At 37.0% G+C, this 15,918-nt stretch carries 13 protein-coding genes; all 13 read right to left on the reverse strand.

All coding sequences use genetic code 11. The features are described 5' to 3' along the window. Positions 1–57: 57 nt before the first annotated feature. Positions 58–1,041, reverse strand: coding sequence for a sugar ABC transporter substrate-binding protein (locus tag T498_RS0102525; RefSeq protein ID WP_028234572.1), 984 nt, complete (start codon positions 1,039–1,041; stop codon positions 58–60). Positions 1,042–1,055: 14 nt separating this feature from the next. Further along, on the reverse strand, positions 1,056–3,050 hold the full coding sequence (locus T498_RS0102530; RefSeq protein ID WP_028234573.1) for a methyl-accepting chemotaxis protein: 1,995 nt from the start codon (positions 3,048–3,050) through the stop codon (positions 1,056–1,058). A gap of 204 nt (positions 3,051–3,254) precedes the next feature. Then, positions 3,255–3,548 carry a hypothetical protein gene (locus T498_RS0102535; RefSeq protein WP_028234574.1) on the reverse strand — a complete coding sequence of 98 codons (294 nt, stop codon included), beginning with the start codon at positions 3,546–3,548 and terminating at the stop codon, positions 3,255–3,257. Positions 3,549–3,565: 17 nt separating this feature from the next. Continuing rightward, complete coding sequence (locus T498_RS0102540; protein ID WP_028234575.1) at positions 3,566–5,128, reverse strand: DUF3298 and DUF4163 domain-containing protein; 1,563 nt, start codon at positions 5,126–5,128, stop codon at positions 3,566–3,568. A gap of 158 nt (positions 5,129–5,286) precedes the next feature. Continuing rightward, positions 5,287–6,546, reverse strand: a complete 1,260-nt coding sequence (locus tag T498_RS0102545; RefSeq protein ID WP_028234576.1) for an ATP-binding protein — start codon at positions 6,544–6,546, stop codon at positions 5,287–5,289. Positions 6,547–7,036: 490 nt separating this feature from the next. After that, positions 7,037–7,429: a hypothetical protein gene (locus T498_RS0102550; protein ID WP_028234577.1), complete on the reverse strand. Its 393-nt coding sequence runs from the start codon at positions 7,427–7,429 to the stop codon at positions 7,037–7,039. An 83-nt stretch (positions 7,430–7,512) separates the two neighbouring features. Beyond that, positions 7,513–9,027, reverse strand: a complete 1,515-nt coding sequence (locus T498_RS0102555; RefSeq protein WP_028234578.1) for an HRDC domain-containing protein — start codon at positions 9,025–9,027, stop codon at positions 7,513–7,515. Positions 9,028–9,049: 22 nt separating this feature from the next. Next, positions 9,050–10,624: a helix-turn-helix domain-containing protein gene (locus T498_RS16075; RefSeq protein ID WP_051524545.1), complete on the reverse strand. Its 1,575-nt coding sequence runs from the start codon at positions 10,622–10,624 to the stop codon at positions 9,050–9,052. A gap of 287 nt (positions 10,625–10,911) precedes the next feature. Next, entirely contained in the window at positions 10,912–11,076 is a 165-nt protein-coding gene (locus tag T498_RS16850; protein ID WP_207638268.1) for a hypothetical protein, read from the reverse strand. Positions 11,077–11,319: 243 nt separating this feature from the next. Next, positions 11,320–12,507: an elongation factor Tu gene (gene tuf / locus T498_RS0102570; RefSeq protein ID WP_028234580.1), complete on the reverse strand. Its 1,188-nt coding sequence runs from the start codon at positions 12,505–12,507 to the stop codon at positions 11,320–11,322. Positions 12,508–12,636: 129 nt separating this feature from the next. Further along, positions 12,637–14,754 (reverse strand): elongation factor G, encoded by a 2,118-nt coding sequence (gene fusA / locus T498_RS0102575; protein ID WP_028234581.1) that lies wholly within the window; start codon positions 14,752–14,754, stop codon positions 12,637–12,639. 15 nt (positions 14,755–14,769) lie between these two features. Then, positions 14,770–15,240: a 30S ribosomal protein S7 gene (gene rpsG / locus T498_RS0102580; RefSeq protein ID WP_028234582.1), complete on the reverse strand. Its 471-nt coding sequence runs from the start codon at positions 15,238–15,240 to the stop codon at positions 14,770–14,772. Between the two features lie 152 nt (positions 15,241–15,392). Continuing rightward, positions 15,393–15,812 (reverse strand): 30S ribosomal protein S12, encoded by a 420-nt coding sequence (gene rpsL / locus T498_RS0102585; RefSeq protein ID WP_028234583.1) that lies wholly within the window; start codon positions 15,810–15,812, stop codon positions 15,393–15,395. Positions 15,813–15,918: the final 106 nt, after the last annotated feature.

The raw sequence follows: 15,918 nt of genomic DNA on the forward strand, positions 1-15,918 counted from the left end.
TTTTTCGTGAAAAAAGCCCCTCGAGGAACTCCTCGAAGGGCTTTGCGTAAAGCATGATTACAAATAATCCTTCGCATTTGAAGCATCTACAGCTTCAAAAGGAACCCACAAATGTAATTTGTCTTCTGAAAGTGTTTCAAAATCACTAATTGATCCGCCATTAGCCAATTCTATAGCAGCTTTTGCAGCTTCAGCCCCCTGTGGTGCAGCTGGCTGATAAACTGTAAATACCATCTCGCCTGCCAAAATAGCTTCGCAACCATCCTGTGTTGCATCTACGCCGAGAATTGGAACATCACTTGGATTGATACCATTATCCTGGCACGCCTGTATTGCGCCTCGTGACATTGCGTCGTTGTTGCATACGATTACATCAAACTGAATGCCTTTGCTAATTGCAAAGTTTACTGCTTCTCTAGCTTTAGTTGTATCAAAATCGGCAAAATCTTCGAATACATAGTTTATTGTCTTGCCGCTTGCATTTAATCCTTCTTTTAATGTCTTAGTTCTTCCAACTGTTGCAGAATGTCCATCAAGGCCTTTTAGTAACAAAACATTTATTTCATTCTTTGATGAAAATGCATTTAATATATATTCTGCCTGAAGCGCTCCAGCTACGCCTTCATTTGATGCACAATAGATGTATTTATCTTCTTTTAATGTTGCATCATCTGGAGCATTATTACAGAAGATTATTGGCAAATCTCCAGCTGCTGCTTCAAGCTGTCTTGCTGTTGATGCATCCTCTGCAATACAAAGGATTGCGTCATATCCATTGCTCTGTGCATTTTTTATTGACTCAATTTGCTTCTCCAAAGAATGCTCAGCATAGTCACATTCTACTGTGGCACCTACGCTTGCAGCATACTCCTGAGCGCCCTGTGCCAAAGTGTCTCTAAATGCGTTTCCTTCTTCTTGTGAATAAGAAAACATTATTTTTACACCACTACCTCCAGATGACGAATCTTTTGAAGAAGAAAATCCACAACCAGAGATAGAAACTGCAAATATTAACATTAATGATAGTATTATTTTTCTCATCTTGATTAACTCCTTTAAATCTTGAATTGATGTACTCGTCTATCTAATTCTGTTGAGGTTGATGCTAACAGCTCTGATTCCTTAGCAACCTTCATACTATTATCTGTTAGCTTAGATGATTGCTTAACTATCTCTTCTGAAGTAGTAAGAATGATTTCTGCACTTGCAGCCTGCTCTTCTGAAATCGCTGCTACATCAGTTGCAACCGCATCTACTTCTCCTACCTTTTCAATCATTTGAGCCACCATCTCGTTTGTCTGCTGGATATTCTCGTAGATTAAAGTAAATGTGTCTACTGCATTCTTGATGTATCCGCTACTCTCATCAATGCTACTTACACTCTCTTCTGCCTTCTTTTCTGCATCTTTTACAAGATTATCAATTCCAACAACAAGTTCGGTAATCTGCTGAACAGAATTTGTACTTGTCTGAGCTAGCTTACCAATTTCATTTGCAACAACTGCGAAGCCTTTTCCTGTTTCACCAGCTCTGGCTGCCTCAATTGAAGCATTTAATGAAAGGAGGTTTGTCTCTTCTGCGATACTACCAATTAATTTAACAATCTCAGTAATCTCGTTTGATGCAACACCTACATCATTGATTGCTGCCTGGAGTTCATTAATTGATTTAATGATAATGCCCATTGCATCGCTAACTTTCTCCATCTCTTTCTGGCCTTTGTTAGCAACATTTACTGTCTCTGTCATCTGCTCGCTTACACTCTCACCATTAGTTCTTGTATCTGTTACAACTAAGGCTAGTGTTGTGGCATTATTAGCAATTTCATTGATAGAACTCGCCAAGCCATCTACGGTTTCATTTAATCCTTGCATTGAATCTTCCTGTAGTTTAGAAGCATCATACAATTCTCTTGAAACTCGATTACTCTCATCTGCCTGATTATTTAAGTTAACAGCAATACTTCCGATTTTACTTATCAAATCATGCATTGTACCTGCAAAATCTCTGATTCCTTCTGACATTGATGTGATTTCGTTATTACCTTTGACTTCAACATCCATTGTGAAATCACCATCTGTCATAGTATTAATTACTCCTGAAAGCTTATTTACAGGATTAATTAAAATATGTACTGCTCTTTCAATTAATATGATAAGAACCAGTATTCCAACGATAGCAAGAGCTGTCATTACTTTTCCGAGAGTCTTTAAATCATTTAGGATAATGTTTGAAGGAATGAAGGATACCAATATCCAATCTGTGCCACTTACTTCACTAAACGTTGTCATGTTTCCACTTATTTCCTGAGTTGAAAGATTAGACTCTTCAATAGCTTTTTGTACACCGGCATAGAATTTATCTGAACTGTAGTCAGCTATATTAGCTCCAACCTTTGATGAATCTCTATTACTGATAATAGTTCCTGTTGTAGCTTCTACAAGGAAAGTCTCAGCATTCTCCATCTCAACGTTAGAGTTTACAATTACACTAATTCTATCTAGTGTAACATCAGCACCGATAACTGTGATTCCTTCTTCACCATTATTAAGCATACCTGTTGCACTAATGACTTCTTTTCCATCACTATTTACATATGGTTCACCAAATGACATATTGATTCTGGTTGAGCCTTCCATATACCAATTTGATGACAACACATTGCTTTCTGTCTTTGTTGAGCCAGAACCAGTTATAAATGTGCCGTCACTCTTTCCAATATAGAATCCGTCACCATAGGCGCTATTGAATCCTACAGAACCATCCAAAATCGCTTTTATGGTTTCCTCATCTGGATTTGCGCTTTCTATTGTATTCTTCACAATTCTAAAGGAATCCAAATTGTCTTTCATCCATGATTCAATGTCACTTTTCTGACTTCTGATTGATGTTTTTAGCAGTTCTTCTGCTTCTTTTCTTAAACTTCTTGACGAAATTTCATACGAGCATACTACTAGACCAATCATCATAATTGCCACTATCGGGATAATTATGATTAATAAATTGAATTTAATAGATCCTCTTTTTTTTGTTTTTCCCACCCCTGACATTGGAAACCTCCTTCCTATACCTTTTCCCATTTTACTCCTATTTTTTGTGTTTTTGTTGATGTTTTCAGATTGTTCACACAAATGTCAGACTTTTTACTTATTCTCAAATCGGCTGGAAAAATAATAAGACCTCCGAGTTTTCCTCGAAGGCCTTATTTGATCTATGTCTTACCACTTCAATCATGCGTTAACAATCACTCTATTCTACAGTTTGATTTTACCTGCCCCCCAGCAGCATAACGATAATAGTAGTATTGCAATCAATGAACCAATACATGTGTCTGCTTCAAATCTACCATTTTTGAAAAAATCAATAACAATCGGAATCATTCCACCAACAAATATAAAGCTATGCTTGATTAAAAACTGTGAAAATGATAGCTCTTTATCTTCTGTATTGAATATCTTTTTTAAGTTCTTTACGAACTCAGCTTTAAAACCATTTATTAAAAGCTTTCTATTATATTTTTTTCTCATATTTGTATCATTGTTTTTCATTTTGTATCCTTCTTTCCCTATCCAGCGTAAGGCATATTATCAAACATTTTATACTCTTCAACGCCATTAACGTAACGAACACCATCTTCATATATATAATCAAAGTATCCTTGAATAGTTCCATCCTTGTTTACAAATTCTAATTGATTTTCATAATTTGTAATTGGATAAATTACAGTTCCCGCTTTCAAGGTTTCACTGTCACCATTTTCATCTGTATAATCTAGATTTTTTAACAATGTGATTCCCATAGCATTTCCATTTGTTCTAGGATCATTTTGTAATTTATCATAGGTTTCATTTGTAGAGAATCCATTCCCATCGTATGTGTAGTCTTTAACAGCTGTCCATGTTCCAAACGCATCTACTCGATAACTAATTTTAGCTTTATTGTTCCATATTTCTCTTATTGTTCCGTCTAACGACTGAACGATAGCGAAATTTTTATCAGCATTATACATATGTATTGTGTGCCAATCATTTGAAGCAGTTGTTGTAATCATAAAATAATTACCTGTGCTACAATGCACAAACATAGGATCGCAGTAATATAAATCTACATCGCTTAGTTTAATCTCATCTTCACCAATATGAAGAGTATATGTATTAGTATAATTCTCTGTATCTTCAGTAGTCTCCAAATAAACTATATCATCATTTCCATCTCCATTGACATCAATCATCTCAGCTAATCCCATATTTGAAATATCTGCTGTATAGAATTCTCCGTCGGGAATATATTTCTCATCGAAGTCATCAAGCTTACTATACGGCACATTGAATGTGATTATCCCAGCTGCATGTGGTGCTATTGTAGACTCTGGAAAACCAATAACTATTCCTCTTTCATTAAACCAAACAGCTACTGAAGACAGTAATCCAGTCTCCATGCGGTGTATATAATCCTGATAGTCTTCTGTGAGCAAATCCTTTGCTTCCTGTGGACTACTATCTATTTCACTGTTAATAGTATCTGCGATACTAGCAACACTTGCTTCAAAGCAAGTATTTTCAAGAATCTCCCCAGTCTGTGTATCAAATGTAATACCATAAATATTGTCAACACCGTGGGCTCCACCTTCGTAATCATACTCATCCATTCTAATACTAAACATCTGATTATCACTACGGGTAACCTCAACGCTTATATCGTATGAGTAATATGCAATATAATCATAAACAAACTCGTTTTCTTCACCTTCATTATTTACTTTATCCTGCTCGAGTTGATTATTTGCATCTTCTGCTGCCTTCACCATATTGTTGCAAGTCTTATTAAATTGCTCAACTTGCTCCGAAAAATAGTCATTAACAGCATCTGCCAATTTAGAATGATTGCTATCTGTAATCTCTATACACTGAATAGACCCCGAAAAATACTCGTATACTTCATCATATGCTACTGATGTATACGAAAACTCTGGCATCGCATCAGCATCCACCTCTTGTACATCTTCCGTTTCCTGTTGAACAGTCTCCTGTGGATTCTCAACAGGCGTCTCAATTTTCTCTTTATCACATGCAAGCAAAGCAACTGTAAGCAAACTAACAACAAGTATCAAGGAAATTCTTTTTTTCATATCATCCTCCATATCTGTTAATTTACAATCATATACTCAGTATACAGGTTTTGTGTACTATTTCAAGTGATACGGTTCTCTCTTTGAATTTCCTTTATGCACAAAAAAGCCCTCCGTTATCCAGCAATGGGGCGAGTCTTTTCTTAGCTACAATATCATTATATAAACCAATATGGAATTTGTAACACATTTTCTCTTAATGCACCTGGCATGGAGCACATACACACAACAGCTCCTGTCCCTCGTTTTTTTTCAGGTATTGTGTCTAATATCTGAAAAGCCGAGGTCATATCAGCAGAGACATTACTACTTTGCTTGATTTCGATAGGATACAAAACACCATCCTGCTCGATAATGAAATCAATCTCTGCCTCTTCGTAGGTTTCTTCACCATTCTTTTTGATTTTTTTCTTATCTTTGCCTCTATAATATGACACGAAATAACGATAATCTAATCCTCTATTGGAATAGCTTTTTAATATCTCTGAAATAACAAACGTCTCAAAGAACTCCCCACTCATTGCACCTGTTGCTAAGGTTTCAGGAGTAAGCCACCTTGTAAGATATGCTGCTAAGCCTGTATCTCTAAAATACATTTTAGGCGTCTTTATAGCACGCTTTAAGGCACTATTAGCATATGGCTCTAGTATATACACTATGCCTGACGCCTCCAAAATAGAGATCCAATTCTTTATAGTATTTGCATCCTTACCGACTTCATCGGCTATATTAGAGTAATTGAGCATCTGTCCAGTTCTTGCAGCACAAGCTATCATAAATCTACGAAATGCATCTAAATCCTGTACCGCAGCCAATTCTCTAACATCACGTTCTAAATAAGTTTTTACATAGCTTGCAAAAAACATTGTCCAATCCATTTCTGGATTTTGCATCTCAGGATAGCCACCACGATGTATTATTTTCCATATGTTATCTGGTTTTACAGCTTCTTTATTTCTGTCTTGAACATACTCCATTGTAGGAAGAAATGGTTTTGTATAACTGCTCTTCATTATTTCTCTAAGTGATAATGGTGATAATTCTATAATAGCAGCTCTTCCTGCTAATGAATCAGATACCAATTCCATAAGCTTAAAAGGTTGTGAGCCTGAAAGATAATACAATCCCTTTGAATCATTATTATCACTAGATTGCTTTATATATCTAAATAAAGATGGCACATACTGAATTTCATCCAAAAATACAGGTGGTTCATTTAATGACATGAACATCTCTGGATTATTCTTTGCCTGATCCTCAACAAATGGATCATCAAATGAAACCTGCTTTACATCTGAATATAAATGTTTGACTAACGTAGATTTTCCAGTTTGTCTCGCACCTGTAATCAATATACACTTAAATGTTTTGGCTGAATGCTCTACCACATCCTCAATGGCTCTCTTGATATATTCCATATACTAATCCTTTCATAAAAAGTATGACAAATTCGGAATGCAATTCCAGATTAGTCATATTCTACCACTTCCATTACCGTTTTTCAATCGTGAATTCGACTAATTCGGAATCCAATTCCTAATTAGTCATGATTACATTTGTCAATGTTTTTTCTCTTTTCTACGCATGATCCATTGAGTTGCATCTCCGTATAAAAAAGTACCAGAATAGTACCAAGCACTCATTTTACATTTGATCTTTAGTATATTTTCGCATGAAAAAGGCTCCCGAGGAAATCCTCGGAAGCCTTGATTTTACGGTGTTTCTTTTGGTGCAATTATCTATATTCGCATCATTATTTGTTGTTTTTGAAGTTTTTGGTACCAGAATGGTACCAGAGTATTTCTCCATATATAAGAAAAAGACTCTGGGCCCTTCGCTAAATCCAGCGATGGGTCGAGTCCTATCTTACTTAAATAGTAACACGAATTCTGAAATTATCAACTTTCACTATTTTGGTGGATATGTCAAAAGTTCACCATTCTTTCTGATAACATGTAACTTTTTTAAATATGGGCGCGCATAAAACTCTTTTTCAAACGGCGCTATGCATTGCTTCTCTGGTATCTTGGTATGTCTTAAATCAAAAATAATGTACTTTGACTGCTGTACTGCCTTTCTGAAATTGTCCTCGATAGTTCTCTTACCATTACCAAACGGACATTTCATTTCCCATTCTACACCATCCATTCTTATATCTGGAGTGTGTGTCCCAGGAATTCTACTTGGCTCAATGAATGTAATATTCTTTCCTAACTCTGTGAAGAATTTCGCCATCTCAAATTCATGTTTTTCAGGCGGTGTACTTAAAGCTGATATATCTATTCTGCCCTTATTTGACATACTATTACTTGCTCTCCACTCTAATAATGTTAAATTAGTTTACAAATTTTAGATGGAAAAATCAAGTACGAAATTTATGTCTTCTACTCCGCTTCGTTTATAATCTTCAAAAATGCTTCTCCATATTTTTCAATAGCCTTCTCACCCACGCCTGGAACCAATAGCATTTCATCTATATCCTTAGGTCTCACCTTGCTTAACTCAGCCAAAGTACTATCATGGCAGATTGTGTATGGTGGGACTCCATATTCCCTAGCTATATCCATACGACATCCCTTAAGTTTACAAAATATCAGATGCTCATCTTGATTTAAGTCATCCTCAGATGCTTTTCTTTCCTCTATTGATATTTTACTTTGAAGTCTCTTTTTTGCTATTTCCAATATAACCTTCATTTCCGGAGTATTTAGAAAATGTTCCTCGTCATAAATTTCTCCAGTAATAGGGTCTGTTCCTTGATTCAGTACGTCAATAAAATTAAGAATATCTTCAATACCATCTTTACCTAGTTTTGTAATATTCCGTTTTTTTCTTTCACGGATTCGTTCCAAAGACACTAGTCGTTCTTTTTCAGACACCCAAGCATAGAATTGATTATCCGTAAATACCTCTTCATCAACTATTTCATCACTTACAATTGCCACATAGCTTATATGATGATTCTTTAATTCATTAGTCATTATTTCTAGAGAAGGAGATCCTGTTATATATCGCCCATAATACTCTCCAATATTGTATCTCAGGATTGATGCAATTACGGTAGCGCACTCGTCTTTTACTGTATAAAAAAATCCTTCTTTTCTAATAACTACCCTGTCTGGATACTCTTCGACCCAGTCATCATAAGTTTTTTTCTTCTTAAGCGTTTTCTCAACTACCTGTGGTTTTATTTCTTCTTTTTCCTCATATATTACAGTATTCTCGCTCTCTTTATTAAAGAGTGATTTATCGTCCATTTCATTTGTTTGAGTAAAATGCTGCTCCACACTTTCCATTTCGATATCATTTAATGAAGTGCTAGGTTCTGTTGACTCTATTATTTTTTCAACGACTTTATCACGTCGTACTATATTTGGACTTTCTTCTTCAAGTTTCTTTAACCTAGAATATACACTCATCAATTCTATAGAACTATTATTTCCAGATATTGCCCTAGCTCTATTAGCATATTTGCGAGCCTTTTCTAACTCATTCAAGTCACAGTATGCCGCCGCAAGAGATGTAAATAATGAAGGTGACCATATCTTGCCTTCATATATTCCAATATAATGTTCTCCTACTTCAATAGCTTTTTCTGGTCTATGTTTAATCCTATATAATGATGTCATTCTAGGTAAAAGTGCTCTTGCCTCTGAAAGACTAGCTTTTTCCATAGCCTCCTCAGCTAATTTTAGGGCAAAGCCAGTATTACTTGTCATTTTTGCTCCATCTAGTAATTTTATAATTTCATCAACAGATTTCTCATCAAAATTTTCATTTTCCATTAATAACTTATTTAATTCAGTAACTACTGATATCGGCGCAATAGTATAGTCGGATTTTATCCATTTACCTTTTTTGAAATAATATTTTTCTCCATTATATTCATATGTTTCCATAATAAAGCCTTTCAATAGTTAATTATTTTAAACAACATACATCTCTAACTAAATCAGCCAGTCCATTTTCTTCCCAGCTTTTAGGAAAACGATAGTATTCCTCTTTTGCTTCTGGAATTATTTTTTCTATCTCGATTATTTTTTCCTGAATTAGCAATTCCTCATAATAGGCTGGCTTCTTGTAGTTTTCTTTAATAAATGTTTCTATCTGCTCTTTTGTAAACCACTTCATAGGATGCTCTATAAGTTCTTCAATATTAGGTATATTTTTATATAATGTCTCTTTTAATCTTTTGTCATCAAATATACTTTCATGTTTCTTCTTAGATTTTTCCGGTTCAAAAAAAAGAGGCTCTGCAACGAATTGTTCAAGTTCTTCTTCACTTATTTCAACATTATTATCATGTTTACATTTTTTAACAAAAATCTTATATAAGATTTTATTATTGCGCAATTCGTTAGTTGCATCTAAAACTATTTCTGCTTCTGAATATTCAGCTTCCATTTCTGCCATATAATTGACATAATTCACATCTTCCTTAGGAGGGAATAAGAAAAATCTTTTTCTTTCTAGCCATTCTAATCTACTAATATTCTTAACCCATGAAGGTAAATCAGAGTTTGCAACATCTTTTCGATACATTTCATCGTATTTTTGAATTGCATCTTCATACTCTTCGCTTAATAATTCTTCACTATTCCTAAAATGTAAATTTTCAGTTCGCCAACCATTCGAAAATCCAAATGCCATCCTATACAACAAATCATGATAGAAACTTTTCCCCGGAAAAAGGATGTTCCATTCATTTTCAGAATAATATCTATAATATTTTTCAGAAATTCCAAGATCAGGTAACCAATTATTCTTTAAATAACTTATATAATCAGCCTTATAGTTCATATATATATTTCTAGAAATATCCTTAATCATATAATGCCACGGTCTTAGCTCAAAATATTCCTCCATATCTTTTGCATTGCCGACTTTTTTTATCTTATCACCGCGAGATTTCTTTGATAGTAACATTTCATATGACTGTATATTACTACACGAATTGATTCTTTCTGCCTGATAATGATTAGTAATAAAATTTCTAGTTGTAATAATTCCCTTAGCTGTTATAAAAAGTCTATCATCCGGCTTATGGTTACTATCATATCCATCTTTTACATAATATATTTCTAAATCACTTTTATATCTCAGAAAATCTTCTTCGCGATAACACATATCTTTCTTTGCAAGTTTTTCTACTTCATTATCAAGACGCTCTTTGGAAATACCATATAAAATATTCTTATCTAATAAGTCTCCAACTAAACAAGTCCCTTCATGTTCCATTAAAAATAAAAGAATTTCTTTCCCTAATTCTCCTGGTTCACCTTCATTTTCTTCTGTCTCTTCTCTCAAATCAACACCAAAAATACTTGAAATTTCATTTTCCACATCTACATCTTTTATTCCCATACGTTCATAATTACTAATTGTCTGAGGTGTAGTATTCATTTTCTCTGCAAGTTCTTCTTGTGTAATTCCAAGAATTTTACGATATTTTCTGCACTGTTCTCCTAAAAATGTTGATATATTTTTCTGTTTCATATTTGTGACCTCCAATAAATATTCGTTATTTGATGATTACATGATACGAAAAAGTTATACCAATGAACATCAAAGAGGCTTTGAATTTTCTAAAAGAATACTTGATTTTTATTTAATTATATAAAACCAATATGTGTCAAACAATCAGTAAAATAAAAAAGCTTTGCAGCAAAAATCACTGCAAAGCCTTCTTAGTCATCGATCTATTTCATACCTGTGCCTTTTCTTTATATTTTCAGAATCGTTTTGTATATCTCCTTTCCTTTGTGAAATACTTTTTAGTTTTGCTAGTACACTTTCCTTTGTTTCCTCAATAGCAAATGTTTTTCTATTTTTTCCCAGCACTCTTTAAATCTCCTAAATGTACCCGAGACCAATTTACCCAGGGCACTCTTTGGTTCATCCAGTAATGCATATCTCATAAACTCTTTCTTCATTTCCGTATCTGCCATTTTTTCAACTACTTCATCCACCATCTTATCGGTTGCGTTTATAATCTCATTTTGAGTTTCAATCAGATTATCTCGTTCAACACTTTTGAGAATTCATCTTTATAGATTTTTTTAGCTCATCAAGTATGCTTGTACCATTGCCCTCATTTATTTAAGTTAACCTATTTTTAAAATAAAAAAGCCCTCCGAGGAAATCCTCGAAGGGCTTGATTTTATAATTTGGGTTGGGCTGTTCGCTCGAAATTATTCGATGATTGTAGCAACACGACCAGAACCTACTGTTCTACCACCCTCACGGATAGCGAATGTAAGACCCTGCTCCATAGCGATTGGGTGGATGAGCTCGATTGTCATCTCTACGTTATCGCCAGGCATGCACATCTCTGTACCTGCTGGAAGCTCGCAAACACCTGTAACGTCTGTTGTTCTGAAGTAGAACTGTGGACGATAGTTGTTGAAGAATGGAGTATGACGACCACCTTCATCCTTTGTAAGAACGTAAACCTGAGCTGTAAACTTTGTGTGGCATGTTACAGTACCTGGCTTAGCAAGTACCTGTCCACGCTGAATCTGGTCACGGTTAACACCACGAAGAAGTGCACCGATGTTATCACCAGCCTGTGCCTCATCAAGAAGCTTACGGAACATCTCGATACCAGTTACAACAGTCTTCTGTGTATCTTCCTTGATACCGATGATTTCAAGTTCGTCGTTAAGATGAAGAACACCACGCTCTACTCTACCTGTAGCAACAGTACCACGACCTGTGATTGTGAATACGTCCTCTACTGGCATAAGGAATGGCTTATCTGTCTCACGCTGTGGATCTGGGATGTAAGAATCAACAGTATCCATAAGTTCCATGATCTTGTCGCCCCACTCGCCGTTTGGATCTTCAAGAGCCTTAAGAGCTGAACCCTTAACGATTGGGCAATCGTTGAAGTCGTACTCTTCAAGCTGCTCTGTAACTTCCATCTCTACGAGCTCGATAAGCTCCTCATCATCAACCATATCACACTTGTTAAGGAATACAACGATGTAAGGTACACCTACCTGACGAGAAAGAAGGATGTGCTCCTTTGTCTGAGCCATAACACCGTCAGTTGCAGCAACTACAAGGATAGCGCCGTCCATCTGAGCAGCACCTGTGATCATGTTCTTTACATAATCAGCATGGCCTGGGCAGTCAACGTGTGCATAATGTCTCTTCTCTGTCTGATACTCAACGTGAGCTGTAGAAATTGTAATACCTCTTTCACGCTCTTCTGGAGCCTTATCGATGTTCTCGAAATCTACCTTAGCGTTACCAGATACACGCTCAGCAAGTACCTTTGTGATAGCTGCTGTAAGAGTTGTTTTACCGTGATCTACGTGTCCGATAGTACCAATGTTACAATGTGGTTTGCTTCTGTCAAAATGCTCTTTTGCCATTTTTAAAAATCCTCCTTAAATTAGTGCCCCAAAATGGGCATAGTTAGTTCTAAACTCTCAGTACCTCGATTATATCGAAAGTACTGAGGTTTTTCAACTATTTTCAATTATTTCATAACCAATAGGCTATTATTTAGAGTGGTTAGAGATGATCTGCTCCTGAACGTTCTTTGGAACTGGCTCATACTTCTCGAAGAACATTGAGTAGTTACCACGTCCCTGTGTAGATGAACGAAGCTCTGTTGAGTATCCGAACATCTCAGCAAGTGGAACAAGTGCTCTAACAATCTTTCCGCCGCCAAGGTCATCCATTGACTGGATCTGACCACGCTTAGCGTTAAGAGATCCGATTACATCACCCATGTATTCCTCTGGCATAGTAACTTCAACCTTCATGATAGGCTCAAGAAGTACTGGAGCTGCCTTAGCCATAGCTTCCTTGAAGCACATTGAACCAGCAATGTGGAATGCCATTTCTGATGAATCGACTTCATGGTAAGAACCATCGTAAACGTCTGCTTCTACACCAAGTACAGGGAATCCACAAAGGATACCAGCCTTAGCTGCTTCCTCGATACCCTCACCAACAGATGGGATGTATTCCTTAGGAATAGCACCACCAACTACTGAAGACTTGAATCTGAATGTTTCTTCAGCGTTAGCATCCATTGGAGTAAATCTAACCTTACAGTGACCGTACTGTCCACGACCACCTGACTGCTTAGCATATTTGTATTCCTGATCAACAGGCTTTGTAAATGTCTCCTTGTAAGCAACCTGTGGAGCACCTACGTTAGCCTCAACCTTGAACTCTCTAAGAAGACGATCAACAATGATCTCAAGGTGAAGCTCACCCATACCAGCGATGATTGTCTGGCCTGTCTCATGATCAGTATGCTGACGGAATGTAGGATCCTCTTCAGCAAGCTTAGCAAGAGCTTCGCCCATCTTCTGCTGTCCAGCCTTAGTCTTAGGCTCGATAGCAAGCTCGATAACTGGCTCTGGGAATTCCATAGACTCGAGGATTACTGGGTGCTGCTCATCGCAGATTGTATCACCAGTTGTAGTAACCTTAAGACCTACTACAGCTGCGATATCACCAGAGTAAACCTTGTCTAACTCTGTACGCTTGTTAGCGTGCATCTGAAGAATACGACCTACACGCTCCTTCTTATCCTTTGTAGCATTGAGGCAGTATGAACCTGAGTTCAATGTACCTGAATATACACGGATGAATGCGAGCTTTCCAACGAATGGATCAGCCATAATCTTGAATGCTAAAGCTGCGAATGGCTCATCATCTGATGAGTGCTTCTCAACTGGGTTTCCATCTAAGTCTGTACCCTGAATAGCTGGTACATCTACTGGAGATGGCATGTACTCAAGGATAGCATCAAGAAGCTTCTGAACACCCTTGTTTCTGTAAGCAGAACCACAGCAAACTGGGATAGCCTTACACTCGCAAGTACCCTTACGAAGTGCTGCCTTAAGAGCCTCTACTGATGGCTCTTCGCCCTCAAGATACTCCATCATAAGATCATCATCTAACTCACAGATCTTCTCAACGAGTTCTGTGTGATAAAGCTCAGCATCCTCTGCCATATCAGCTGGGATGTCTGTGATAGAAATATCATCACCCTTATCATCGTTATAGATGTATGCTTTCATCTCGAAAAGATCGATGATTCCCTGGAAATCATCTTCCTTACCGATTGGAAGCTGAAGAACGATAGCGTTCTTCTTAAGTCTATCACGGATCTGATCAACAGCTCCGTAGAAGTTTGCACCAAGGATATCCATCTTATTGATGAAAGCCATTCTTGGTACGTTATATGTGTCAGCCTGTCTCCAAACATTCTCTGACTGTGGCTCAACGCCACCCTTTGCACAGAAGACACCAACGGCGCCATCAAGTACACGAAGGGAACGCTCAACCTCAACAGTAAAGTCTACGTGGCCTGGTGTATCAATGATATTGATACGGTGCTCAAGAGCACCCTTCTTAGGCTTGCAGTTTTCCTGCTCAGTCCAGTGACATGTTGTAGCAGCTGAAGTAATTGTGATACCTCTCTCAGCTTCCTGCTCCATCCAGTCCATGGTTGCAGTACCTTCGTGAGTATCACCAATCTTGTAGTTTACACCAGTGTAATAAAGAATACGCTCTGTAAGTGTAGTCTTTCCGGCATCGATATGAGCCATGATACCAATATTTCTGGTACGCTCAAGTGGATATTCTCTTCCTGCCACTGTTTGTCCCTCCTATTAGAATCTGTAATGAGCAAATGCCTTATTAGCCTCTGCCATTCTATGCATTTCTTCTTTTCTCTTAACAGCTGAACCTGTGTTGCCAGCTGCATCCATGATCTCGTTTGCAAGACGCTCTTCCATAGTCTTCTCTGTACGTGAACGTGAGAACATTGTGAGCCATCTAAGGCCAAGGGCCTGACGACGATCTGGTCTTACTTCGATAGGTACCTGATATGTAGCACCACCGATACGTCTAGCCTTTACCTCAAGTACAGGCATAACGTTATTCATTGCTTCCTCGAAAACCTCAAGTGCTGGCTTTCCAGTCTTTTCTGCGACTTTGTCAAATGCACCATATACAATCTTCTGAGCTACGCCCTTCTTACCATCAAGCATGATGTTGTTGATAAGCTTTGTAACTACTTTGCTATTGTATATAGGATCTGCCAAAACGTCTCTCTTTTGAGTATGTCCTTTTCTTGGCACGATACTTCCCTCCTTAACTAAAATTTGTTAGATCAACGGTACTCACATTAAAACTCATGTGTTCATGCGCTATTTATTCTATAGAGAAAAAATAACAACATTAACCAAAGTGCATGTGATATACAATAAAATTTCTAAGCCTTTACGCTATCTTACTTAGCGTCCTTAGGTCTCTTAGCGCCGTACTTTGAACGACCCTGCTTACGATTAGCAACGCCTGCTGTATCAAGTGTACCTCTGATTACATGGTAACGTGTACCTGGTAAATCCTTAACACGACCACCACGAATCAAAACAACGCTATGCTCCTGAAGATTGTGACCTTCGCCTGGAATGTATGAAGTTACTTCGATTCCGTTTGAAAGACGAACTCTGGCAATCTTACGAAGAGCTGAGTTAGGCTTCTTAGGTGTAGCTGTCTTAACAGCTGTACATACACCACGCTTCTGTGGTGAAGAAGTGTTAGTAGGCTTCTTCTTAAGAGAGTTATAACCTCTCTGAAGTGCTGGTGCTGTAGACTTCTTTACAGATGTCTGACGACCTTTTCTAACTAGCTGGTTGAATGTTGGCATTCTTTTTTACCTCCTAATTTATTTCTACATGCTTATGGGTATAATTATCCCTATTTGCGCATGCTAGAACATTATATTTCCTTAATTTCATTCTGTCAAGATTAAA

The organism is Pseudobutyrivibrio sp. MD2005, from assembly GCF_000621865.1.
Classification (GTDB): Bacteria; Bacillota; Clostridia; order Lachnospirales; family Lachnospiraceae; genus Pseudobutyrivibrio.

What these genes read in the sequence shown, in the direction of transcription:
- T498_RS0102525 (WP_028234572.1), bottom strand. Translation starts at nt 1,041, where the DNA reads ATGAGAAAAATAATACTATCATTAATGTTAATATTTGCAGTTTCTATC.
- T498_RS0102530 (WP_028234573.1), bottom strand. Translation starts at nt 3,050, where the DNA reads ATGTCAGGGGTGGGAAAAACAAAAAAAAGAGGATCTATTAAATTCAAT.
- T498_RS0102535 (WP_028234574.1), bottom strand. Translation starts at nt 3,548, where the DNA reads ATGAAAAACAATGATACAAATATGAGAAAAAAATATAATAGAAAGCTT.
- T498_RS0102540 (WP_028234575.1), bottom strand. Translation starts at nt 5,128, where the DNA reads ATGAAAAAAAGAATTTCCTTGATACTTGTTGTTAGTTTGCTTACAGTT.
- T498_RS0102545 (WP_028234576.1), bottom strand. Translation starts at nt 6,546, where the DNA reads ATGGAATATATCAAGAGAGCCATTGAGGATGTGGTAGAGCATTCAGCC.
- T498_RS0102550 (WP_028234577.1), bottom strand. Translation starts at nt 7,429, where the DNA reads ATGTCAAATAAGGGCAGAATAGATATATCAGCTTTAAGTACACCGCCT.
- T498_RS0102555 (WP_028234578.1), bottom strand. Translation starts at nt 9,027, where the DNA reads ATGGAAACATATGAATATAATGGAGAAAAATATTATTTCAAAAAAGGT.
- T498_RS16075 (WP_051524545.1), bottom strand. Translation starts at nt 10,624, where the DNA reads ATGAAACAGAAAAATATATCAACATTTTTAGGAGAACAGTGCAGAAAA.
- T498_RS16850 (WP_207638268.1), bottom strand. Translation starts at nt 11,076, where the DNA reads ATGGCAGATACGGAAATGAAGAAAGAGTTTATGAGATATGCATTACTG.
- tuf (WP_028234580.1), bottom strand. Translation starts at nt 12,507, where the DNA reads ATGGCAAAAGAGCATTTTGACAGAAGCAAACCACATTGTAACATTGGT.
- rpsL (WP_028234583.1), bottom strand. Translation starts at nt 15,812, where the DNA reads ATGCCAACATTCAACCAGCTAGTTAGAAAAGGTCGTCAGACATCTGTA.